This window comes from Nocardioides pakistanensis (assembly GCF_054781215.1).
This window is the reverse complement of sequence record NZ_BAAGUV010000022.1, coordinates 112,577-133,473: the sequence shown is the minus strand read 5'-3', so window position 1 is coordinate 133,473 and position 20,897 is coordinate 112,577. Positions and strand designations below refer to the sequence as shown.

At 72.2% G+C, this 20,897-nt stretch carries 22 protein-coding genes; 13 read left to right on the top strand and 9 right to left on the bottom strand.

The window, feature by feature from the left end; translation table 11 throughout:
- Positions 1-18: 18 nt before the first annotated feature.
- Entirely contained in the window at positions 19-393 is a 375-nt protein-coding gene (locus ACYVIH_RS09245; RefSeq protein ID WP_460868482.1) for a TraR/DksA family transcriptional regulator, read from the bottom strand.
- 89 nt (positions 394-482) lie between these two features.
- The gene (locus tag ACYVIH_RS09240; protein ID WP_460868480.1) at positions 483-659 is read right to left on the bottom strand and encodes a hypothetical protein; all 177 of its coding nucleotides are present in this window, start codon (positions 657-659) and stop codon (positions 483-485) included.
- A 147-nt stretch (positions 660-806) separates the two neighbouring features.
- On the opposite strand from ACYVIH_RS09240, the gene ACYVIH_RS09235 reads away from it, so the two are divergent.
- Entirely contained in the window at positions 807-1,496 is a 690-nt protein-coding gene (locus ACYVIH_RS09235) for a DUF981 family protein (RefSeq protein WP_460868478.1), read from the top strand.
- A gap of 87 nt (positions 1,497-1,583) precedes the next feature.
- On the opposite strand, the gene ACYVIH_RS09230 is transcribed toward ACYVIH_RS09235, so the two are convergent.
- From ACYVIH_RS09230 to ACYVIH_RS09220, 3 genes are all read right to left on the bottom strand, one after another.
- A complete protein-coding gene (locus ACYVIH_RS09230) occupies positions 1,584-1,925 on the bottom strand; it encodes a DUF2200 domain-containing protein (RefSeq protein WP_460868477.1) in 342 nt (113 codons plus the stop codon).
- Between the two features lie 295 nt (positions 1,926-2,220).
- A complete protein-coding gene (locus tag ACYVIH_RS09225) occupies positions 2,221-3,435 on the bottom strand; it encodes an acyltransferase family protein (protein WP_460868475.1) in 1,215 nt (404 codons plus the stop codon).
- 84 nt (positions 3,436-3,519) lie between these two features.
- Positions 3,520-4,020, bottom strand: a complete 501-nt coding sequence (locus ACYVIH_RS09220) for an O-acetyl-ADP-ribose deacetylase (RefSeq protein ID WP_460868473.1) — start codon at positions 4,018-4,020, stop codon at positions 3,520-3,522.
- Positions 4,021-4,100: 80 nt separating this feature from the next.
- Here ACYVIH_RS09220 and ACYVIH_RS09215 point away from each other — a divergent pair, with 80 nt between their 5' ends.
- Genes ACYVIH_RS09215 through ACYVIH_RS09205 form a run of 3 tightly spaced genes read left to right on the top strand, consistent with a single transcriptional unit; the run spans position 4,101 to position 7,239 of the window.
- The gene (locus ACYVIH_RS09215) at positions 4,101-4,790 is read left to right on the top strand and encodes a response regulator transcription factor (protein ID WP_460868471.1); all 690 of its coding nucleotides are present in this window, start codon (positions 4,101-4,103) and stop codon (positions 4,788-4,790) included.
- Positions 4,787-5,800 carry a HAMP domain-containing sensor histidine kinase gene (locus tag ACYVIH_RS09210; RefSeq protein WP_460868469.1) on the top strand — a complete coding sequence of 338 codons (1,014 nt, stop codon included), beginning with the start codon at positions 4,787-4,789 and terminating at the stop codon, positions 5,798-5,800. Before ACYVIH_RS09215 ends, ACYVIH_RS09210 begins: the two co-directional genes overlap by 4 nt.
- Positions 5,797-7,239 carry a DUF4153 domain-containing protein gene (locus tag ACYVIH_RS09205; protein ID WP_460868467.1) on the top strand — a complete coding sequence of 481 codons (1,443 nt, stop codon included), beginning with the start codon at positions 5,797-5,799 and terminating at the stop codon, positions 7,237-7,239. Before ACYVIH_RS09210 ends, ACYVIH_RS09205 begins: the two co-directional genes overlap by 4 nt.
- 16 nt (positions 7,240-7,255) lie before the next feature.
- Here ACYVIH_RS09205 and ACYVIH_RS09200 read toward each other — a convergent pair whose 3' ends face one another.
- Complete coding sequence (locus tag ACYVIH_RS09200; protein ID WP_460868465.1) at positions 7,256-8,038, bottom strand: inositol monophosphatase family protein; 783 nt, start codon at positions 8,036-8,038, stop codon at positions 7,256-7,258.
- Between the two features lie 246 nt (positions 8,039-8,284).
- On the opposite strand from ACYVIH_RS09200, the gene ACYVIH_RS09195 reads away from it, so the two are divergent.
- A complete protein-coding gene (locus ACYVIH_RS09195) occupies positions 8,285-9,259 on the top strand; it encodes a TerC family protein (RefSeq protein ID WP_460868463.1) in 975 nt (324 codons plus the stop codon).
- An 8-nt stretch (positions 9,260-9,267) separates the two neighbouring features.
- Here the strand turns inward: ACYVIH_RS09195 and ACYVIH_RS09190 are convergent, their stop codons facing one another.
- Positions 9,268-9,558 carry a helix-turn-helix transcriptional regulator gene (locus tag ACYVIH_RS09190; protein WP_460868461.1) on the bottom strand — a complete coding sequence of 97 codons (291 nt, stop codon included), beginning with the start codon at positions 9,556-9,558 and terminating at the stop codon, positions 9,268-9,270.
- A gap of 113 nt (positions 9,559-9,671) precedes the next feature.
- A complete protein-coding gene (locus ACYVIH_RS09185) occupies positions 9,672-10,451 on the bottom strand; it encodes an IclR family transcriptional regulator (protein ID WP_460868459.1) in 780 nt (259 codons plus the stop codon).
- Positions 10,452-10,527: 76 nt separating this feature from the next.
- On the opposite strand from ACYVIH_RS09185, the gene ACYVIH_RS09180 reads away from it, so the two are divergent.
- From ACYVIH_RS09180 to ACYVIH_RS09160, 5 genes are all read left to right on the top strand, one after another.
- Positions 10,528-11,676 carry a cupin domain-containing protein gene (locus tag ACYVIH_RS09180; protein WP_460868457.1) on the top strand — a complete coding sequence of 383 codons (1,149 nt, stop codon included), beginning with the start codon at positions 10,528-10,530 and terminating at the stop codon, positions 11,674-11,676.
- Positions 11,677-11,718: 42 nt separating this feature from the next.
- Positions 11,719-12,558: a fumarylacetoacetate hydrolase family protein gene (locus ACYVIH_RS09175; protein WP_460868455.1), complete on the top strand. Its 840-nt coding sequence runs from the start codon at positions 11,719-11,721 to the stop codon at positions 12,556-12,558.
- Positions 12,558-13,286, top strand: a complete 729-nt coding sequence (locus ACYVIH_RS09170) for a maleylpyruvate isomerase family mycothiol-dependent enzyme (protein WP_460868453.1) — start codon at positions 12,558-12,560, stop codon at positions 13,284-13,286. Before ACYVIH_RS09175 ends, ACYVIH_RS09170 begins: the two co-directional genes overlap by 1 nt.
- A gap of 33 nt (positions 13,287-13,319) precedes the next feature.
- The gene (locus ACYVIH_RS09165; protein ID WP_460868450.1) at positions 13,320-14,630 is read left to right on the top strand and encodes an FAD-dependent oxidoreductase; all 1,311 of its coding nucleotides are present in this window, start codon (positions 13,320-13,322) and stop codon (positions 14,628-14,630) included.
- 111 nt (positions 14,631-14,741) lie between these two features.
- Positions 14,742-15,860, top strand: a complete 1,119-nt coding sequence (locus ACYVIH_RS09160; RefSeq protein WP_460868448.1) for a carboxylate-amine ligase — start codon at positions 14,742-14,744, stop codon at positions 15,858-15,860.
- Positions 15,861-15,866: 6 nt separating this feature from the next.
- On the opposite strand, the gene ACYVIH_RS09155 is transcribed toward ACYVIH_RS09160, so the two are convergent.
- Entirely contained in the window at positions 15,867-17,120 is a 1,254-nt protein-coding gene (locus ACYVIH_RS09155) for a M20 metallopeptidase family protein (RefSeq protein WP_460868446.1), read from the bottom strand.
- Between the two features lie 121 nt (positions 17,121-17,241).
- On the opposite strand from ACYVIH_RS09155, the gene ACYVIH_RS09150 reads away from it, so the two are divergent.
- From ACYVIH_RS09150 to ACYVIH_RS09140, 3 genes are all read left to right on the top strand, one after another.
- Positions 17,242-18,816 carry a methyl-accepting chemotaxis protein gene (locus tag ACYVIH_RS09150; protein WP_460868444.1) on the top strand — a complete coding sequence of 525 codons (1,575 nt, stop codon included), beginning with the start codon at positions 17,242-17,244 and terminating at the stop codon, positions 18,814-18,816.
- Positions 18,817-18,920: 104 nt separating this feature from the next.
- Complete coding sequence (locus tag ACYVIH_RS09145) at positions 18,921-19,472, top strand: TetR/AcrR family transcriptional regulator (protein WP_460868441.1); 552 nt, start codon at positions 18,921-18,923, stop codon at positions 19,470-19,472.
- 184 nt (positions 19,473-19,656) lie between these two features.
- Positions 19,657-20,892 carry a hypothetical protein gene (locus tag ACYVIH_RS09140; protein WP_460868439.1) on the top strand — a complete coding sequence of 412 codons (1,236 nt, stop codon included), beginning with the start codon at positions 19,657-19,659 and terminating at the stop codon, positions 20,890-20,892.
- Positions 20,893-20,897: the final 5 nt, after the last annotated feature.

Here is a 20,897-nt window from a genome sequence, read left to right as displayed (position 1 = left end):
GGTGGGGTGCCGCGGGCGTCAGCAGCGATCGTCCGCGGCACACCGGGCGCACCGTGTCGCCCACGGCCTCAGCTCGAGTCGTCCCGCCGGGATCTCCCCCGCGCAGCCGGCGCACGTGCCGTAGACCCCGGCCTCCAGGCGCGCCAGAGCGTCGCGGACCTCGCCGAGGATCCGTTCGACGGTCGCCCGATAGGCCGCGGTGACCGCATCGAGCCCCTGGCTGGGGAGGGCGTCGAGCTGTCGCTGGCGTGCGGTCTCCATCTGGGTCAGGTGGGCCCGTACCTCCGCCGGCGCCGTCGTGCACAGTCCGCTGGGATCGGGAAGGTCCACCGGCTCGACGACGGCTCCTGGGGTGCGGCCGCGCAGCGGAGCAGGGGTGGCGTGGGTGGTCATGGTCGGTCCTTCGATGAACGCTGCGCACCGTTTCTCCGGGTGCGCGACGGGGGAGCACCGCGACGCGGCGCTCCGGGGGAGGGTTCAGCTCAGGACCGGGTCGGCGGAGCGCGGTCGACGCTGCGGCGCAGGACGTCGAGCCCCTGGATGCCGCGAGCCTCTTCGTTGAGCTCCAGCGCGAGCAGCGCGGCGCCGCTCGGCACGTGGGAGGGCATGCGACTGCGGTGCTGGGTGACCGCCACCGGTGTCCGCATGCCTGTCTCCATGCCGGTGACCATAGCAACGAACCTCCGGAATGCCAGGCGTCCCGGGTGGCAGGGAATCAATCCGGGTCCTCGGCCGTTGAGATAGTAGAAGCTTCAACTACTGTGGAGCACGCAGACTCCTCCGACGACAGAAGGAAGGCGAACGACATGGTCGTCTACAACGAGCTGGTCGCCGTCACGGCGGGCGCAGGGCTGATCGGCTTTGCCGCGTTCTTGGCGCAGCTCATCGGCAACAAGCGCATCGACAGTGAAGGTTGGGCCGGGTTCTTCGGCGTGACCGGCCTGCTGTTGTTGGTGCTGGGCGTGCACACCACCGTGACGTGGCCGTTCGGCGGCGACGGCTTCGAGTACGCCAACATCGCCTTCGGTCAGCCGGCAGCCGGCTTCGGTGCGCTGCTGCTCCTCGCGGCGGTGTACCTGTGGCGCCACCGGGCGCTGTTCGCCGGTGAGACCGAGCCCGCCAACGCCACCGCTCTCGCGGCCCTGAAGCCGGCCGGGATCTTCGTCGGCGCACTGGGTCTCGGCATGGCCGTCCTGGCGATCGCGTTCGTCCGGTTCCAGCTCGGCGCGGCTCCGCCGGAGGAGCCGATCAGCGGCCGCTTCGGCGACATGCCGATCCTCGAGGCGCTGTTCCTCGGCGGGCTGTGGGGAGTCGTCGCGCTCGGCGCGCTGCTCTTCGCGATCGCCCTGTGGACCGACCGCCCGCAGCTGCTGCGCTGGGCCGTCCGGGCCTGGGTCGTCGGCGGCGTGGTGTTCCTGCTCTTCGGCGCGATGAACTTCTACACGCACATCGGGATGTACTACAACCTCTCCCACGGCACGATGCACAAGTGGTGACCCGCTGCCCGGCGGAGTGATCGCCTTGGCGCGACAAGAGCCCCGGCCTCCGGGGCTCTTGTGCTGTCCGGGTGAAGGTGACGCCGGTCAGCCCCGTAGGACCCGGTCCATCGCCTTGCCCTTGGCGAGCTCGTCGACCAGCTTGTCGAGGTAGCGGATCCGCTGCATCAACGGATCCTCGACCTGCTCGACCCGCACCCCGCACACCGAGCCGGTGATCAGCGACGCGTTCGGGTTCAGCGTCGCCTCGGCGAAGAAGTCCTCGAACGTCGTCCCCGTCTCCAGGTGCCTGGTCAGCGCGGCGTCGTCGAAGCCGGTCAGCCACGTGATCACCTGGTCGAGCTCGGCCTTCGTGCGCCCCTTCCGCTCGACCTTGTTCAGGTACAGCGGGTACACCGACGCGAAGCTGGTGGCGAAGATCCGGCTCATCCACCCAGCGTATGACCGTCTCGCCCCGCCGGCTGATTCCATGTTCACGTGAGGAACCGGGACTTTGCACGGCGTACAACCCGTGTGAAGTCCCGGTTCACCATGTTCACGTGAGAAACCGCCGGGCAGCGGCGCCTGCGCCGCTGAGCAGGCCGCGTACGACGAAGCCGGCGATCTCCCGCTCCGACGGCACGACCAGAGCGCCCCCGGAAGCCGACGACCCGGCAAGCGGGTTCCCGCTTCGGCCAGCGACCCCGGCCGCCGCAGGCCGCAGGACAGCCACAGACCGACATCGCTAGAGCACGCGGGCGACCCCGGGGACCTTCGTGACCAGCAGCCACGCGGCGCCGAAGGAGGTCGCGACGCCCCCGGCGGCGACGAGGAGGGCCTTGACCTCGGCGGGCGCGTCGAGCGGCCGCAGCGCCAGCGCGAGCGCGAGCAGGAACACTGTCTGCAGCATGAATGCGGCGTAGGCACTGCGGCTCAGCGCGGGACCCCAGCGGTGGTGCCGGTGCAGCAGCCGCTGGGCGACGCTCAACAGCCACACCGATCCGAAGACCGTCAGCACGGCCTCGACCACCACGAAGACCGCAGCGGGCCAGTGCCAGCCCCCGAGCGCGTCGTCGACCGTGTCGAGTGCGCCGACGGCGCCGAGCAGCGTCGCCATCGCGACGAGGCCGACCAGGGTGAAGCTGCGGGAGCGGTGGGCAAGGCCGTGCGGGATCTCTTCCAGCCAGCCCTGGCGCGTTGTGACGACACCGAGCGCGAATGCGGCGAGACATCCGGGCCACTGCCAGAGGTTGAGGTCGGAGAACCCGCTCTCGGAGCCGTACGGGTAGACCAGCCGGACCAGGAAGGACAGCGGGGCGACCATCCCGGCGAGGGTCACCAGCCGACGCAGCGTGACGGGGCTGGTCGCCCGCGCGACCGCGGCGTGCCTGCCGCCGGCCCCGTCGCTCCAGCGGCGCCACCCGGCGTAGGCGAGGGAGTAGATCAGCAGCACGCCGACGAACCACAGCGGGCCGGTGTCGACCTGGTGCTCCGCGCCGAGGTACTCCGCCCAGAACGAGCCGGGTGCGTCACCCAGCGGGTGTTCGAGGGCGTAGACCAGCACCGGCTGCACCACGAACACGTACGCCGCGAACGGCACCCCGAGCCGCAGCAGCCGGTCGCGGACGAACCGGCCGGCACCCTTGCGCTCGAAGGAGGAGGGGGTCAGCAGGCCGGCGACGAGGAAGAGCAGCGTCATCAGCACGAATCCGAACGGGCTCAGGAAGACCAGCAGAGCAGCCTCCACCACCGGGTTCAGCGTGACCTCGCGCAGCCCGGTGTAGGTCCACACCTCGACCGTGCCGGCGTAACCGAGGACGGCGTGCATGGCGATGATCGCGGTGATCAGGACGACCTTGAGGTTGTCCAGGTAGGTCAGTCTCGCGGACGCCCAGCGCTCGAGGTCCGCTCGCGGCGTGTCGGGCAGGACCCTCGCCGGACCGGTGCTCTGCTCCACCATGTCTCATCCTGCGTCCGGGCGCGCAGGGCCGGTCAGAGTAAGAAGGCCCTCTTCCGCCCGGCGTTGGACCCCGCAGGTGAGTGGTCAGCCGTCGACGACCGCCCGGATCTCGTCGTACGCCGCCCGGCCGAAGGCGACCAGTCGCGCCTCCTCGACCGAGGTCGGCGTCGACCGGATCGTGTCAACGGCCGCGCGGATCGCGTCCTCGCGCGGCCAGCCGTAGATGCCGGCGGAGATCAGCGGGAAGGCGACGCTGCGCGCGCCGAGCCCGTCGGCCACGCCCAGCGCCTCGGCGTAGCAGGAGACCCGCTGGTCGCGGGTGCCGACGCCGTGGACCGGCCCGACCACGTGGATCACCCACCGGGCAGGCAGGTTCCCCGCCGTGGTCCAGCCGGCCCGGCCGGTCGCCAGTCCGTGCGGGAACCGTGCCCGGCAGTCCTCGAGCACGGCGGGCCCGCCGGCGCGGTGGATGGCGCCGTCGACGCCCCCGTCCCCGCGCATCCGTTCGTTGGCGGCGTTGACGACTGCGTCGACCTGCTGCTCGGTGATGTCACCCTCGACGACGGTGAGCCTCATGCTTCGCATCGTAGATCCGGGACAAACCTGCACAGGACCTTCACACTCTTTCGGCGGTCCCTGAACAGCCGCGCTCCTACGCTCGGAGCATGGTCAACGCAGCACGCGTGCTGGTCGTCGAGGACGAGCGCATCATCAACCAGTCGGTCGCCGACCGGCTGGTCGCCGAGGGCTTCGACGTCCGCCAGGAGTACGACGGTCCCGGGGCCGTCGCGACCGCAGCCCACTGGGACCCGCACCTGGTCGTGCTCGACGTGATGCTGCCCGGCTTCGACGGCCACGAGGTCTGCCGTCGTGTCCAGGCCGACAAGCCGGTCCCCGTGCTGATGCTCACCGCCCGCGACGACGAGACCGACGTGCTGGTCGGGCTCGGGGTCGGCGCCGACGACTACCTGACCAAGCCGTTCAGCATGCGCGAGCTCGTGGCCCGGGTGCGGGTCCTGCTGCGCCGGGTCGAGCGGGCCGCCGAGCTCGCCAATGCGCTGCCGCCGGAGCTGGTCGTCGGGCCGCTGCGGATCGACCGGGCGCGGCGGCAGGTGCACCTGGACGGCACGCCGGTGCACCTCACCCCGACCGAGTTCGACCTGCTGGCCTGCCTCGCCGAGCAGCCGGGCACCGTGCTCACCCGCGAGCGGCTGCTGGCCGACGTGTGGGACTGGCCCGACGCGGCCGGCACGCGCACCGTCGACAGCCACGTCCGGTCGTTGCGCGGCAAGCTGGGCGGTGACGTGGTCCGCACCGTGCACGGCGTCGGCTACGCGCTGGAGGTGTCGCCGTGAGGCCGCTGGACCCGCTGCGCTCGATCAAGACCAAGCTCGGTGTCCTCGTGGCGGTGACGGTCAGCGTGGCCGCCGTACTCCCCACCGCGGGCGCGCGGCTGGGGCTCGACCCGCTGCTGACGATCCCGGCCACCGTGGTGGTCGCGCTGCTGCTCACGCAGGTGCTCGCGCGGGGGATGACCTCGCCGCTGCGCGAGATGACCGCGGCAGCCAGGACGATGGCGACCGGGGACTACTCGCGCCGGGTCACCGCCACCTCGCGTGACGAGGTCGGCGAGCTGGCCCGGGCGTTCAACACGATGGCCGCCGACCTGGAGGCCGTCGACCGGCAGCGCCGCGAGCTGGTCGCGAACGTCTCCCACGAGCTGCGCACCCCCGTCGCCGCCCTGCGCGCACTGCTGGAGAACCTCGCCGACGGCGTGGTCCGGCCCGACCCGGAGCGGCTCCGTGCCGCCCTCGACCAGACCGAGCGGCTCGGCGACCTGGTCTCGGACCTGCTCGACCTGTCCCGGATCGATGCCGGCATCAGCGCGCTCGATGCCGGACCGGTCGAGGTGCTGCCGTTCCTCGACGATGCGGTCCGGGAGGCGCGGCTCGCCGGCCGGCCGGTCGACTTCGAGGTGCTCGTCGAACCGGCCGACCTGGTCGTGCACGCCGACACCGCCCGGCTGCACCAGCTGGTGGCCAACCTGCTCGACAACGCCGCCCGGCACAGCCCACCCCAGGGCACCGTGCGGGTGCACGCCCGCCGCGGCGAGCAGCGGATCGTGCTGGAGGTGTCCGACGACGGGCCCGGCATCGACCCGGCCCAGCGCGCCACGGTCTTCGAGCGGTTCACCACCGGCGCCGGGTCGGCCGGCGGCGGCACCGTCCAGCACGACGGCGGCACCGGCCTCGGCCTGGCGATCGCCCGCTGGGTCACCGACCTGCACGGCGGCTCGATCGAGGTCGCCGACACCGCGACCGGCTGCCGGATCCGCGTTTGTCTCCCGGAAGGAACGCACCCATGACCAACCCTGCTGTGACCACCACGGCGATTCCCCCGAGCCTGTCCGCGCTGGACTCCGCGTTCGGCAGCCTGTGGCCCGAGGCCTCGCTCACCGCCCGTCCGCGACTGGTGGCCGCTGCTGCCGCGGTCGGTGTCCTGGCCGCGGTCGTGCTGCCCTACCGCGACCTCGGGATCGGCACCTTCCTGGTGCTGGTCACGCTCACCGGTGTCGTCGCGCTCTCCGACGCGCGGCTGCGCACCCCCTACCACCTGGCCTCGCTCGCGCTGTGCGTGCTGCTGATGACGCCGCTGTTCCTGCGGGATGCGGAGTGGGTGGCTGTCCTGTGCCTGCTCGCGGCGTTCGCGGTGGGCTCGGCGGCGCTCACCGACGGGCGCTCCATGCCGGGGCTGGTCGCCTCGGTGGCCGCCGTACCCCTTGCGGCGCTGCGGGGCCTGCCCTGGCTGGGCAGGTCGCTCACCGCGACGCGCGGCACCCGCACCTGGGCGCCGGTCGTGCGCACCGCGCTGCTGTCGCTGTTGGCGGTCGTCGTGTTCGGGGCGCTGTTCGCCTCGGCCGACGCGGTGTTCGCGCAGTGGGCCGACGCGCTCGTGCCGGACCTGACCGTGGACGCGCTGGGGCTGCGGTCGTTCGTCTGGCTGGCCGTGGGCGGACTGACCCTGGCCGGCGGGTACGTCGCGCTCAACCCGCCGCGCGTCGAGCGGCTCGCGCCGCCCGCGGGAACCCCGGTGTCCCGGCGGTTCGAGTGGCTGGTGCCCGTGTCGCTGGTCGTCGCGGTGTTCGCGGTGTTCGTTGCCGCCCAGCTGTCGGTGATGTTCGGCGGCGACGGCTACGTAAGCCGTACCACCGGGCTCACCTACGCCGACTACGTCCACCAGGGGTTCGGCCAGCTCACCGTGGCGACCGTGCTGACCCTCGGCGTGGTGGCGGTCGCCGTGCGCAAGGCGCCCCGGGCTGATGCGCGGGACCGGGTGCTGCTGCGGGCCGTGCTCGGTGCGCTGTGCCTGCTCACGCTGCTGGTCGTGGCCTCCGCGCTACACCGGATGGACGTCTACGCCGACGCCTACGGCCTCACCCAGCTGCGTCTGCTGGTGGCGTTCTTCGAAGGCTGGCTGGGCCTGGTCGTGCTGCTGGTGATGGCGGCCGGTCTCCGGCTCCGCGGCCGTTGGGTGCCGCGGGCGGTGTTGCTGACCGGGGCTTCGACCTTGCTCGCGCTGGCCGCGCTCAACCCGGACGCCTTCGTCGCCGAGCAGAACCTGGAGCGCTACGAGCAGACCGGCAAGGTGGACTGGTCCTACCTCTCCGAGCTCTCCGCCGACGCCGTCCCCGCGCTGGCCGACCGGTCCCCGAGCCGGGCCTGCCTCGAGCCGGCCGGCGCCGATGGAGACGACTGGCTGGAGTGGAACCTCGGCAGAGCGCGTGCCGCCGGGGCGTGCGAGTAGTTCAGGAGCAGGGCCGTCAGAGGCCGGGGAGCGCGTGCACCAGTCCCTGGGTCAGGTCGTACGTCGCCCGGTCGGCCGCCGCGATCAGCCCGTGGTGCGCGTCGTGCTGGGGGCGGTAGAGGGTGCCGTCGAAGCCGCCGACCACGCCACCGGCCTCGCTGAGCAGCAGCGACCCGGGCGCGTGGTCCCAGGGCAGGGTGCGCCAGTAGAGCGCGTAGTCGGCCGCGCCCTCGACCAGCTTCGGGTAGTCCACCCCGCAGCAGACCCAGGTCAGGTCCAGCTGCTTCATCGCGCCCAGCGCGCGGCCGATCCACTCGCGCCGGGACGTGACCCCGCGCAGCTCCTCGTCGAGCGGCTCGCGCACCAGCCGGCGGCCGTCGCACCAGGCCCCCGCGCCACGCTCGGCGACGTACCCGCGCCGGTGCTGCGGCTGCCAGATCCAGCTGCGCACCACCTCGCCGTGGTGGATCTCGGCGACCATCACCGCGTGGTCGGGGGAGCCGGCGACGAAGTTCTTCGTGCCGTCGACGGGGTCGACGGTGAAGGCGTGCTCGGCGTGCCGGTAGCGCTCGAGCAGCGTGGGGTCGGCCGAGGTCGCCTCCTCGCCGAGCACCAGCGCGTCGGGGTAGGCCGCGCCGAGTGCCTTGGCCAGCTGCAGCTCGGCCTCGCGGTCGGCCACGGTGACCAGGTCGCCGGGGTTCTTCTCGTCGATCTCTTCGTCGCCCAGCACCCGGAACCGAGGGTTGATCACCTCCTCGGCCACCTCCTGGAGCAGGGTCAGGACGTCGTCGGTCTCCACGCCTCCAACCTACCGGCCGCCCGGTCGCCGGCCGTCGGGACGAGGTGTCGAACAGTGGTCTGCACCGGCGACCGGTCGGATTGACGTGCGATCTGGGCTTCGTGAATCATTCATCCGGTAGAGGGGAGTACCTCGCAACGACGCCACCGTCAGTTCGTCCGGCCCTGACCGGTCCGGTGCGTCGGCCGCCGTACGCGGTGGGGGAGACCTCCGACGATCCGCACGTGCGGACGAGGAGGTTGTGTGATGGACGTACCCCTGTGGGCCTGGGCAGCGGTCCTGGCCGTCATCCTGGCCATGCTGGCGATCGACCTGCTGGCACACCGGAAGGCGCATGTGGTCTCGGTCCGGGAGGCCGCGATCTGGTCGGCGGTCTGGGTCTCGCTCGGCCTGGCGTTCGGCGGTGTGGTCTGGTGGGCGTACGGCGCCCAGGCCGGTGGTGAGTACTACGCCGGCTACCTGATCGAGAAGTCGCTGGCCGTGGACAACGTGTTCGTCTTCGCGCTGATCTTCACCTACTTCGCGGTGCCCCGGGAGTACCAGCACCGGGTGCTCTTCTACGGCGTCCTCGGCGCGCTGGTGTTCCGGGCGATCTTCATCGCCGGCGGTGCGGTGCTGATCGAGAACTTCGCCTGGGTCCTCTACGTCTTCGGCGCGTTCCTGGTCTTCACCGGCTGGAAGATGTTCACCCACCGCAACGACGAGATGGACCCCTCGAGGAACCCGGTCCTGCGGCTGGTGCGCAAGCGGGTGCCGAGCACCGACGAGTACCACGGCCAGAAGTTCTGGGTGAAGAAGGCCGGCAAGTGGGTGGCCACCCCGCTGTTCACCGTGCTGGTGCTGGTGGAGACCACCGACATCATCTTCGCCGTCGACTCGATCCCGGCGATCTTCGCGGTCACCCAGGAGCCGTTCCTGGTGTTCACCAGCAACGCGTTCGCGATCCTCGGCCTGCGGGCGATGTACTTCCTGCTCGCCGACCTGATCCACCGCTTCGTCTACCTCAAGGCCGGCCTCGCCGCGATCCTGGTCTTCGTCGGCGTGAAGATGCTGCTGCTCGACGTGTGGAAGGTGCCGATCTGGCTGTCGCTCACCGTGATCGCCACGAGCATCACCGTGGCCGTCGTACTCAGCCTGCGGGCGACGCGCGACAGCAGCGACAGCGAGGACGGCGTGCCGAGCTCGAGTGGTGAGGAGTACGACGTCCCGGCTCGGCGCTGATCGCCTGGTCAGCCGTCGTCGTGCCCGCCGAGCACCAGGCCGACGAAGTCGCCGATGCTGACGTCAGCCTCGAGGTCGTGGCGGAAGTGGGCCGAGCGCACCACCCGGTAGCGGTTGCGCCGGCCCACCTTCTCCTTCTCCACGAAGGCCTCGTCGACGAGGTCGCGGACGATCTGCTGCACCGCGCGCTCGGTGATGCCGACCGCGGCCGCGACGTCGCGCATCCGGACGTCGGGGTCGCGGGCCAGGCAGACCAGCACGTGACCGTGGTTGGACAGGAAGGTCCACTCGCCGGCCATGGCGAGAGGGTAGCGGCCCGCCGCTGGTCGAGCCTGTCGAGACCCGTCAACCACCGCCGCTGGTCGAGCCCGTCGAGACCCCTCAACCACCGTGGGCTCGTGCCTCGCCCTCCTCAACCACCGTGGGCGCGGAGGTCGTTCTCGATCGCGCGCGCGGCGAACCCGATCGCCGCGACCAGCGACGTCAGCTGTTGCGGTGTGTAGCGCACGCTCGGCATGGAGATCGAGAGCCCGGCGAGCGCTTCGCCGTCCGTGCCGCGCACCGGCCGGCCGACGGCGACGACGCCGCGCTCGGAGCGGCCCTCGTTGAGCGCGAAGCCGTTGCTGCGCACCTTGGCCAGGTCGCGGTGCAGCCGCGCCAGGTCGGGGCGGTCCTCGGGCCGGTCGGCGTACCGCTCCGGCGCGTAGAGCGCCTCGAGCTGCTCGCGGCCGAGCTCGGCGAGCAGCACCAGCCCGCCGGAGACCCGGTGCGCGGGGAACACCATCCCCTCGCGGTTGCCGACCCGCAGCGCCTGCTGGCACTCCACCGACGCGATGAACCGCGCGGTGTCGCCGGTGCGGATCATCAGGTTGCTCGACTCACCGACCACGTCGACGAGCTCCTCCATGTGCGGCAGCGCGGCCGCGCGGAGCCGCGAGGTGCCCGAGTGCGAGTGGGCAGCGAGCTCGAGCACCGGCCCGGGCCGGTAGGTGCGGTCCTCGTCCTGCACCGCGAAGTCGCGGTAGACCAGCATCGCGAGCAGCCGGTGCGCGGTGGAGCGTGCGACCTCGAGGCGCTCGGCGGCGTCGGAGACGGTCAGTCTGCCCTCGAGCTGGAGGACCGCCGCGAGCCGCAACGCGTGGTCGACGCTGGTGATGGCGTACGACGGGCGCCGCTTGGGTTCTCGGTCCATGGACCCAGCCTACGAAAGATTCTGCATAACAGAAACCGCTGTTCTCGACAGTGGCGCAGGTCGCATGATCGGCCGCATGACGACACCGACGCCTCACGCCTCCCCGGTCCACCTGCAGGCCGTCGACGCGCCCGGCCAGCCGACCCCGACGCCGGAGCTCGAGGAGCTCTACCGCGGGTTCGAGAAGGAGCTGCTGGTGCCGCTGTGGACCGAGATCGGCGACCTCATGCCCGCCCACCCGCAGTCCAAGGCCCAGCCGCACCTGTGGCGCTGGGACGACCTGCTCCCGCTCGCCGAGCGCGCCGGTGAGCTCGTCCCCGTGGGCCGCGGCGGCGAGCGGCGGGCGATCGCGCTGGCCAACCCGTCACTGGCTGGCCGCCCGTTCGTCTCACCCACTCTCTGGGCCGCGATCCAGTACCTGATGCCCGGTGAGGACGCACCCGAGCACCGGCACACCCAGCACGCGTTCCGCTTCGTCGTCGAGGGCGAGGGCGTGTGGACCGTGGTCGGCCGAGACCCGGTGCCGATGCAGCGCGGCGACTTCCTGCCCCAGGCCGGCTGGAACTGGCACGCCCACCACAACGCCACCGACAGGCCGATGGCGTGGATCGACGGCCTCGACATCCCGTTCCAGTACGCCTCCGAGGCGCAGTTCTTCCAGTTCGGCCGCGACGAGATCACCGACGCCGAGCGGACCACCCCCGACCGGTCCCGCTCGGAGCGGCTCTGGGGCCACCCCGGCCTCCGGCCCGTCGGCGCCCCGGACAGCGGCGCCAAGGGCAGCCCGCTGCTGTCCTACAAGTGGGTGCACACCGACCGCGCGCTGGCCGACCAGCTCGCGCTCGAGGCCGAGGGGTACGACGGGGTCGTCGAACCGGGCCACGCCGCGGTGCGGTTCACCGACCCGCGCAACGGCGACGACGTCCTCCCGACCATCCGCGCCGAGATGCACCGGGTCCGCCGTGGCGCCGAGACCGCACCGGTCCGCGAGGTCGGCTCGTCGGTCTACCAGGTCTTCGACGGCTCCGGCACCGTCATCGTCGGCTCCGAGCAGTGGACCGTGACCCGCGGTGACCTGTTCGTCGTGCCGTCCTGGCAGCCGTTCAGCGTCCGGTCCGAGGCCGGGTCCACCGACTCCGACTCCGGCGCCCTGGACCTGTTCCGGTTCAGCGACTCCCCGGTGTTCGAGGCGCTCGGCCTGCACCGCACCCAGCCCGCCGGCTGAGCACATCCCCCACGACACCCACGACCGAAGGAACCCCATCACATGAAGCTCGCAACCGCTCGCGTCCAGGGCGGCACCCGCGCTGTCCGGGTCGACGGCGACACGCTGGTCGACCTCGGCCACGACGACCTCGGTGACCTCCTCGCCCAGCCGGGCTGGCGTGAGCTCGCCACGGCGGCCGAGGGTCCGACGTACCCCGTCGACGGCACCGACCTCGCCACCCTGGTCGCCCGGCCGTCGAAGGTGGTCTGCGTCGGGCTCAACTACAAGAACCACATCCAGGAGATGGGCCGCGACCTGCCGGAGTACCCGACGCTGTTCTCCAAGTTCGCCGACACGCTGATCGGCGCGACCGACGACATCGTCCGGCCCGAGGAAACCGACGCCTTCGACTGGGAGGTCGAGCTCGCCGTCGTGATCGGCTCACCGGTGCGCCGCGCCTCGACCGCCGAGGCGGAGCAGGCGATCGCCGGGTTCACCGTGCTCAACGACATCACCTGCCGCGACTGGCAGTTCCGCACCCGCGAATGGCTGCAGGGCAAGAACTGGGACTCCACCACCCCGGTCGGCCCGTGCCTGGTCACCCCCGACGAGCTGCCTGGCGGCGTCCGCCCGACGCTGGCCGTGCGCCTCGAGGTCGACGGTGAGGTGATGCAGTCCGACACCACCGCCGACCTGCTCTTCGACCCCGTCGCGCTGGTCGAGTACGTCTCGACCATGGTCCGGCTCAACCCCGGCGACATCATCGCCACCGGTACGCCGGGCGGGGTCGGCCACGCGCGCAAGCCCGAGCGCTACCTCGTGGGTGGTGAGACCGTGGTTGCCGAGATCGACGGGATCGGCCGCCTGGAGAACCGGGTCGTCAAGGAGGGCGCGGCCTGATGCCCCGCCGCACGAGGGACGACGCGCGCCGCTGGGTCGCCCAGGGCACCAAGCTGTTCGCTGCAGCCGTCGACGGGCTCGACGAGGACAGCTACGCCGAGCCGTCCGCCCTGCCCGGGTGGAGCCGGCGCCACCTGGTCGCCCACGTCGCCGCGAACGCCGACGCGCTCGGCAACCTCGTGCACTGGGCGGCGACCGGCGAGCGGACCCCGATGTACTCCTCGCCGGAGCAGCGCACCGCCGACATCGAGGCCGGCAGCAGGCTCGCCGGAAGTGCGCTGACGGAGTGGTTCAAGCAGTCCGCGCACCGGCTGGAGTCGGCGATGGACGCCCTGCCGGAGGCGGGCTGGCACGCTGAGGTGGTCACCGCCCAGGGCCGCACCGTGCCTGCCTCGGAGACCCCGTGGATGCGGGCGCGCGAGGTGATGGTGCACGCCGTCGACCTCGGCACCGGACTCGGGTTCGCCGACCTGCCGGCCGACTTCCTCGCCGCGCTGTGCGACGACATCGTCGGCAAGCGCGCCGGCGCTGGCGGCGGCCCCGCAGCCGGACCGGCCCTTGTGGCCGAGGCGTCCGACACCGGCGACCGATGGGACGTGCCGGGGACGGGTGAACCGGTCGCCGTGGTCGGCTCGCTGGCCGGGGTGGCGTCGTACCTCGCCGGACGGGGCGCGGCCGGCGTGGCCGCCGACCCGGGCCCGGTGCCCGAGCTCCCCGCCTGGCTCTGAGGCGTCCCGGACGCACCCCTCAAGGAGAACCCGATGAACACCCAGCGCCACACCCAGCACCTCACCCCGGACGCAGGACGGCCCGACGTCGTCGTCGTCGGCGGCGGCATCGGCGGTCTCAGCGCCGCCTTCGCGCTCAACCGCAAGGGGCTGCGGGTCCGCGTGCTCGAGCGCGCCCCGGAGTTCGGCGAGGTCGGCGCAGGCATGCAGATCGCGCCGAACTGCACCCGGATCCTCGACGAGTACGGCCTGCTCGACGAGGCCAAGCAGCTCGGCGTGCTGCCCGAGGCGATGGTGATGAAGGACGCCGTCGACGCCAGTGAGCTGACCCGGATCGACCTGGCCGACCTGGAGCGCAAGTACGGCTTCCCCTACATGGTGATCCACCGCAGCGACCTGCACGGCATCTTCCTGCGCGCCTGCGAGAGGGCCGGCGTCGAGCTGGTCACCGGCAAGACCGCGGTGTCCTTCGACAACACCGACCACGGCGCCCAGGTCACCTTCGAGGACGGCCACGTCGAGGAGGCCGCGGTCGTCATCGCCGCCGACGGCCTGCACTCGGTGGCCCGCCGGCTGCTGGTCGACGACGAGCCGGTCAACAGCGCCTATGTCGCCTACCGGGCCGCGGTGCCGATCGAGCAGGTGCGCGACCTCGACGTGTCGGAGAAGGACGTGGTGCTGTACGTCGGTCCGGGCTGTCACTTCGTGCAGTACCCGCTGCGCGGCGGCGAGATGTTCAACCAGGTCGCGGTGTTCGAGTCGCCCAAGGCGCTGGCCGGCGAGGACGACTGGGGTACGCCGGACGAGCTCGACGCGGCGTTCGAGGGCACCTGCGACCAGGTGCGGCAGGGGATCCCGCTGATGTGGCGCGACCGGTGGTGGCGGATGTTCGACCGCGACCCGATCATGAGCTGGGTGCACGGCCGGATCGCGCTGCTCGGCGACGCCGCGCACCCGCCGCTGCAGTACATGGCGCAGGGCGCGATCATGGCGATCGAGGACGGCTGGGTGCTCGCCGAGCACGTCGGCCGGCTGCTCGACGCCGGGGCGTCGGTGGCCGGCCTGGACTGGGGCGAGGCGCTCGCCGCGTACGACGCAGTCCGTCCCGAGCACTGCCGGCGGGTGATCACCACCGGCCGGGTCTGGGGCGACCTGTGGCACCTCGACGGGCTCAAGCGCCTGCAGCGCAACGAGATCCTCCGCGCACGCGACACCTACGACTACACCTTCACCGAGTGGATCTACGGGCCCACCGCGCTCACCCCGGACCAGGAGCCGGAGATGTACCCGGTGATCCCGCTCGACTCGGTCACGGTCCCCGACGAGGACCTCGCCACTGCCTGAACCCGCATGCGACGCCGCCAAGTGGGCAGAGACAGGTTGCTCGGGGTGGTCCCCAACGGCAACTTCTGCCCACGTGGCACAGGCCCCTCGGCGACCTGGGAGGGGTCTTTCATGCGCACACTGGGAATCGAGGAGGAGCTGCTCGTCGTCGACGCCGAGACCGGGCAGCCACGGTCGGTGGCGGCGCGGGTGCTCGACCGCGCTGAGGAGCTGGCCGCCACGGTCGAGAGCTCCGACGGGCCCGGCGGGACGGTCGGCGGCGAGCTGCAGCGGCAGCAGGTCGAGACCGACACCTCGCCGCACACGTCCCTCGCCGACCTCGAGGAGGACCTGCGCCGCTGGCGTGACGTGGCGATCAAGGCGGCCCGGCCCGAGGGCACCTCGATCCTCGCGGTCGGCACGTCGCCGGTCGCGGTGACGCCGCAGATCGTGCCCGACTCCCGGTACGCCGAGATGCACGAGCGGTTCGGCCTGACCGCCGCCGAGCAGCTCAGCTGCGGCTGCCACGTGCACGTCTCGGTCGACTCCGAGGACGAGGCGATCGCCGCACTCAACCGGATCCGCGTGTGGCTGCCCACGCTGCTCGCGCTCAGCGCCAACTCGCCGTTCTGGCAGGGCTCGGACACGCACTACGCCAGCTACCGGTCGCAGGTGATCGGTCGCTGGCCGATCAGTGGCCCGCCGGAGCTGTTCGACTCGGGAGCGGAGTATCGCGGGTGGGTCGACGAGCTCGTCGGCTGCCAGGTGCTGCTCGACGCCGGGATGGTCTACATCGACGCGCGGCCCTCGGAGCACTACCCGACCCTGGAGATCCGGGTCGCCGACGTCTGCCTCGACGTCCGCGACACCGTGCTGATCGGGGCACTGGCCCGGGCGCTGGTGGACACCGCCGTCGAGGACTGGAAGCGCGGCACGGAGCCGGCCAAGGTGCCGGTCACCATGCTCCGGCTCGCCACCTGGCAGGCCGCGCGTGAAGGGCTCACCGGCTCGCTGCTGGACCCGGTCACGCACCGGCCCCGTCCGGCGTACGACGTCCTCGCCGACCTGCTCACCCACGTCGGGCCGGCGCTGCGGGCCAACGGCGACGAGGAACTGGTCCGCGACCGGGTCGAGCGGCTCCGCGAGCGCGGGAACGGAGCGGTGCGTCAGCGCCGCGTGCTCGAGAAGACCGGCCAGATGGTCGACGTGATCGCGGACCTGGCCAAGGTCACCGCCGGGCTGACCGACTGACCGGCCTCACTCGTCCGCGCGGGTCGCCGGGCTCAGCGGGGTCTCCGCGTCGGGCAGGTCGAGCACGGTGTCGCAGGCACCGAGGTAGGCAGCCAGCAGCGTCGTCGCCGCGTCCGCAACCGCTTCCTCCCCGGGCAGGAAGCCGGGGTGGTGCAGCCCCGGCGCACCGGCCTCCCCCGAGCCCACACCCAGGAACACCATCAGCGACGGGACGACCGGGCAGAAGTAGGAGAAGTCGTCGGCGCCGCAGGAGCGCAGCGGCGAGGACTGGGTGAACCCCGCCCGCTCGATCCGCGCGGCAGCCGCCGTCGCCAGGTCGGTGTCGTTGTCGAGCACCGGCGCTCCCAGGGTCACGCTGGTGCCGGCGTCGCAGCCGTGCACCTCCGCGACCGCGCGCGCCGCCTGCTCGATCGACCCGTGCAGCCGGGTGCGGTCGTGCTCGTCGAAGGTGCGCAAGATCCCCTTCATCGTCACGCACGCCGGCACCACGTTGGGGGAGTTGCCACCCTCGATCGACCCGACGGTGAGCACCGTCGGGTTGGTCGGGTCGACCTGCCGGGAGATCAGGTGCTGCAAGGTGCCGATCAGGTCCGCTGCCGCGACGACCGGGTCCGCGGTGAGGTGCGGGTACGCCGCGTGTCCGGGCCGGCCCTGCACCCGGATCTCGAACTCGTCGGCGGCCGCGTTGACCGGGCCCGGGATCGCGGAGAAGCAGCCCGCGGGGAGCCGGGGCTGCACGTGCAGCCCGACGAACGCGCGCACGTCGTGGACCTGGAACTGCTCGGAGGTGACCACGTCCTTGGCGCCGGAGGGCAGGGTCTCCTCGCGCGGCTGCAGCACCAGCAGCAGCGGCAGCGGTCCGCCCATCTCCTCCAGGGTGCGGGCCACGGCGTACGCCGCGGCCATGTGCACGTCGTGACCGCACGCGTGCATGGCGTCGTTGACCGAGCGCCAGCCGACCTCGCTGCTCTCGTGCACCGGGAGCGCGTCCAGCTCCGCCCGGATCCCCACCGCCGGGCCGTCGGGGTCGCCGATCCGGACCAGGGCGCCGGTCTCGGCGACCGGCGTCGCCGGCAGCCCGAGCGCCTTGACGATCAGGTCGGTGGTGTCCTGCTCGTCACCGCTGACCCGTGGCTCCGCGTGGATCCGGTGGCGCAGCTCCTGCGCGGCAGGGATGTGCTCGGCGAGCCTGGTGAAGAGGGCGGTCACGCGCTCGGCGGTCCAGCCGGTGCCGGGGGCGGGCGGCTTCGGGGGAGTCATGGCCCTATCCGACCGGTGCAGCCGGGAAACATCAACCCGCGGCGCACGCGGTGTGAAACCGCTCACGTGACGAAGGTCCCGGCCGATGAGGTCCCAAAGACCTCAACACGGGGAGTCGGAGATGAAGCGTCTCAACGCCATGTCGATCCAGGCACGGCTGGTCGTCATCGTGGTCCTGTTCGGGCTCGGGATGACCATGCTCGCGCTCGTCGCGTCGAGCCAGATGCAGTCGCGGATCATGGCCGAGCGCCAGGCCGCCACGCGCAGCGTGGTCGAGACCGCGCTGGGTGTCGTCACCCACTACGGCGAGCAGGCGGCCGGCGGCGCGCTCACCGAGGAGCAGGCGAAGGCCGCCGCGCTGACCGCGGTGAAGCAGCTGCGGTACTCCGGTGAGGAGTACTTCTGGATCAACGACATGCACCCGACGATGGTCATGCACCCGATGAAGCCCGAGCTCGACGGCACGGACCTCACCGAGAACGCCGACCCCGACGGCAAGCACCTGTTCGTCGAGTTCGTGAAGGTCGTGCAGGCCGAGGGCGCCGGCTTCGTCGACTACCAGTGGCCCAAGCCCGGCGCCGAGGAACCGCAGCCGAAGGTCTCCTACGTCGCCGGCTACGAGCCGTGGGGCTGGGTGATCGGCTCCGGGGTGTACGTCGACGACGTCCGCTCGGTCGTCCTCGGCGAGACGATGAAGCTGCTGCTCAGCGGTCTCGGAGTGCTGGTGCTCGTCGGCGGCGCGTCGTTCCTCGTCGGGCGGACCATCGTCCGGCCGATCCGGTCCGCGACCGACGTACTCGCCAGCGGCGACCTCGACACCCGGCTTCCGGAGGGCAACGGCCGCACCGAGCTCGAGAAGCTCGCCACCGCACTCAACGGCACGCTCGACCGGTCCGCGGCGGTCGCCGCCGACGTCCGGGCCGCGATCGGCGAGCTCGACGCGGCCACCCACCGGCTGGTGGAGACCAGCGACGAGATCACCGACAGCGCCGCCCGGACCGCCGAGCAGACCGCGGCGGCCTCGACGACCGCGCACGAGGTCAGCAACGGGATCGACAACGTCGCCTCGGGCACCCACGAGATGGGCGCCTCGATCGGCGAGATCGCGCAGAACGCCCACGCCGTGGCCAAGATCGCCGGTGAGGCCGTCGAGATCGCCGACGCCACCAACCGTGCCGTCGCCGAGCTCGGTGAGTCCTCCGCGCAGATCGGCAGCGTGGTCAAGGTGATCACCACGATCGCCGAGCAGACCAACCTGCTCGCGCTCAACGCCACCATCGAGGCGGCCCGTGCCGGGGACGCCGGCAAGGGCTTCGCCGTGGTCGCCGGCGAGGTCAAGGACCTGGCCCAGGAGACCGCGCAGGCCACCGGGGACATCTCCGCGCAGGTCGAGGCGATCCAGGGTGCGGTGGCGCAGGCGGCGAACGAGATCGTGCGGATCCGCGAGATCATCGGCCGGATCAACGACTTCCAGGCCACCATTGCCGGTGCGGTGGAGGAGCAGACCGCGACCACCTCGGCGATGGCGGCGAGCCTGGCCCAGGCCGTCGACGGCGGCCGGCACATCGCGACGGCGCTCGAGGGCGTCGACGAGTCCTCGCGGCGGACCACCGCCGAGCTCGAGGACATCCGCGCCGCCGCACGAGGGCTGGCCGACACCTCCCGCCGGCTGCAGGAGGCCGTCCAGGCCGGCTGACGCCGACTTCCCTTGCGGATCTGCCCCTCTCGCCACCGGACCGGGTGTCGTGGGAGGGGCAGATCGCTGCATGGGCGTGGTCGGCCCGGCGGTACGGTGACCGGGTGCCCACCGTGCGTCGTGAGAACCGCGGACCCAGCGCCGCGGAGGCCAACCGTCGCGCGTTGCTCGCAGCAGCCCACGAGGTGTTCGGCGAACGCGGCATCGACGCACCGCTGAGCGCCGTGGCGAAGCGCGCCGGGGTCGGGCAGGGCAGCCTGTACCGGCACTTCCCCGACCGGGCCGGCCTGGCGCTCGCGGTGTTCGAGGACAACGTGCTGGGGCTCGAGGCCCTCGCCCAGGAGCCCGGCGTGACGCTCGAGATGCTCGTCCGGGCGCTGACCGACCAGATCGTCGGGTCGGTCGCGTTCGTCGACATCCTCACCGCCACCTCCGAGGACCCGCGGGTGGTCGCGCTCGCCGACCGGGTCAGGCGGGTGCTCGCCGACGTCGCCGCGGACGGTCGCAGCACCGTCACGGCCGACGACCTCCTGCTCGCGGTCGGCATGGTCGCCGCCGTGGTCGCTCGGGCGCCCGCCGAGCAGCGTCGCGCCGTCGCCGACCGGGCCTGGGTGCTGCTGTGGCGCGGGTTGGAGCCTGCGGCGAACACCCACTGACGCCCTGTCCGTGCAGGCGCCCCTGGGGATCCCGTGACGGCACGTCCCGTGGTGTCACTGACCGTGTCACAAGGGTTTACTTTCCAGGTCGCGCTCAGTTACGGTCCTCGCCGGGATCGTAAATCCGCCTTCTCGGGCGAGGTCCACCAACCTGTCGAACCACAACAGCCATCTTGGGGGCCTTGTGAGCACGTTGACCCGTTTCGCTGCCGTGGGAGCCGCGATCACTCTCGCCGCGATGGCCGCCGGCCCCGCTCTGGCCGCCCCGCCGCCGGTGTCGCAGGCGAGCGCCCAGGCCCTGAACGTCCGGATCGCCGGTGACCCGGCCGGCAACGGCCTGCAGACCGCGCCGGTAGCCGCCACGCACGACGGCACCGAGGAGTCGACCGAGGGCGTCACCAACCCGACCGTGGGCGTGCTCGGCAACCAGCAGCTGGCCAACCTCGGCGTGCTCGCCCAGGACGTCTCCGCCCAGTTCGACGGCGGCCGCGGAGTCTCGGCCGCCTGTGCCGGCGTCGCCGGCGAAGGCGGCTCCGTCGTCCGGATCGGCGACTCGCGCTGCATCACCCCAGGACGTCCGATCGGGCTGACGCTGGCGCACCTCGACCTCAGCGACAGCGTGCTGGTCGACCCCGAGTCCGCGCTGGCCCCTTTGGCGCCGCTGAACGACGTGATGGGCCAGCTGGTCGGCCCGATCACCGCCGCGCTCACCGAGGCGCTCGCCCCGCTGGGTGAGGTCGGGCTGGTCGGCAACCTCGGTGCGGTCGAGGCGCGGTGTGAGGCCTCGCCCGACGGCGCGTCCGGCACCGCCAACATCGCCGACGCGCGGCTCACCCTGCTGCTCGCCGGCGAGGAGGTCGACCTCGTCGAGCTGCCGGTGAACCCCGCCCCGAACACCAAGGTGGTCACCGACCTCGACGCCGTCGTGACCGCCGTACTCGACGCCGTGGAGACCAACCTCGAGGCGACCTTCGACGGCGCGCTGGCCGACCTGACCACGCTCACCGAGGCGTTGCAGACCCAGGTCGTGGACACGCTCCTCGCCGAGCTCGCCCCGCAGCTGGCGCCGCTGGAGGACAACCTCCTCGAGATCACGCTCAACCAGCAGTCCGCCCCGGCCGACAACGCGATCGAGGTGACCGCGCTGGACCTCCAGGTGCTGCCCGCCGCGCAGCAGCTCGGGGCCGACAGCCTCGTCAACGCGCAGATCGGCAACGTCAGCTGCGGCCCCAACGCGGTCGTGGCCCAGGAGGCGCCGGCTGCACCGGCCGCCCCCGAGGCTTTGCCGGAGGTGCCCACCGCGGTCGACGCCGGACTCGCCGAAGCCCCCAGCCCGCGCTCCGACGGCACCGTGCCCGCGGCACTGGTGCTGATGGGCGTGGCCGGGCTGGTGGGGTACCGCTTCCTCGCCACGAGGTGACGTCC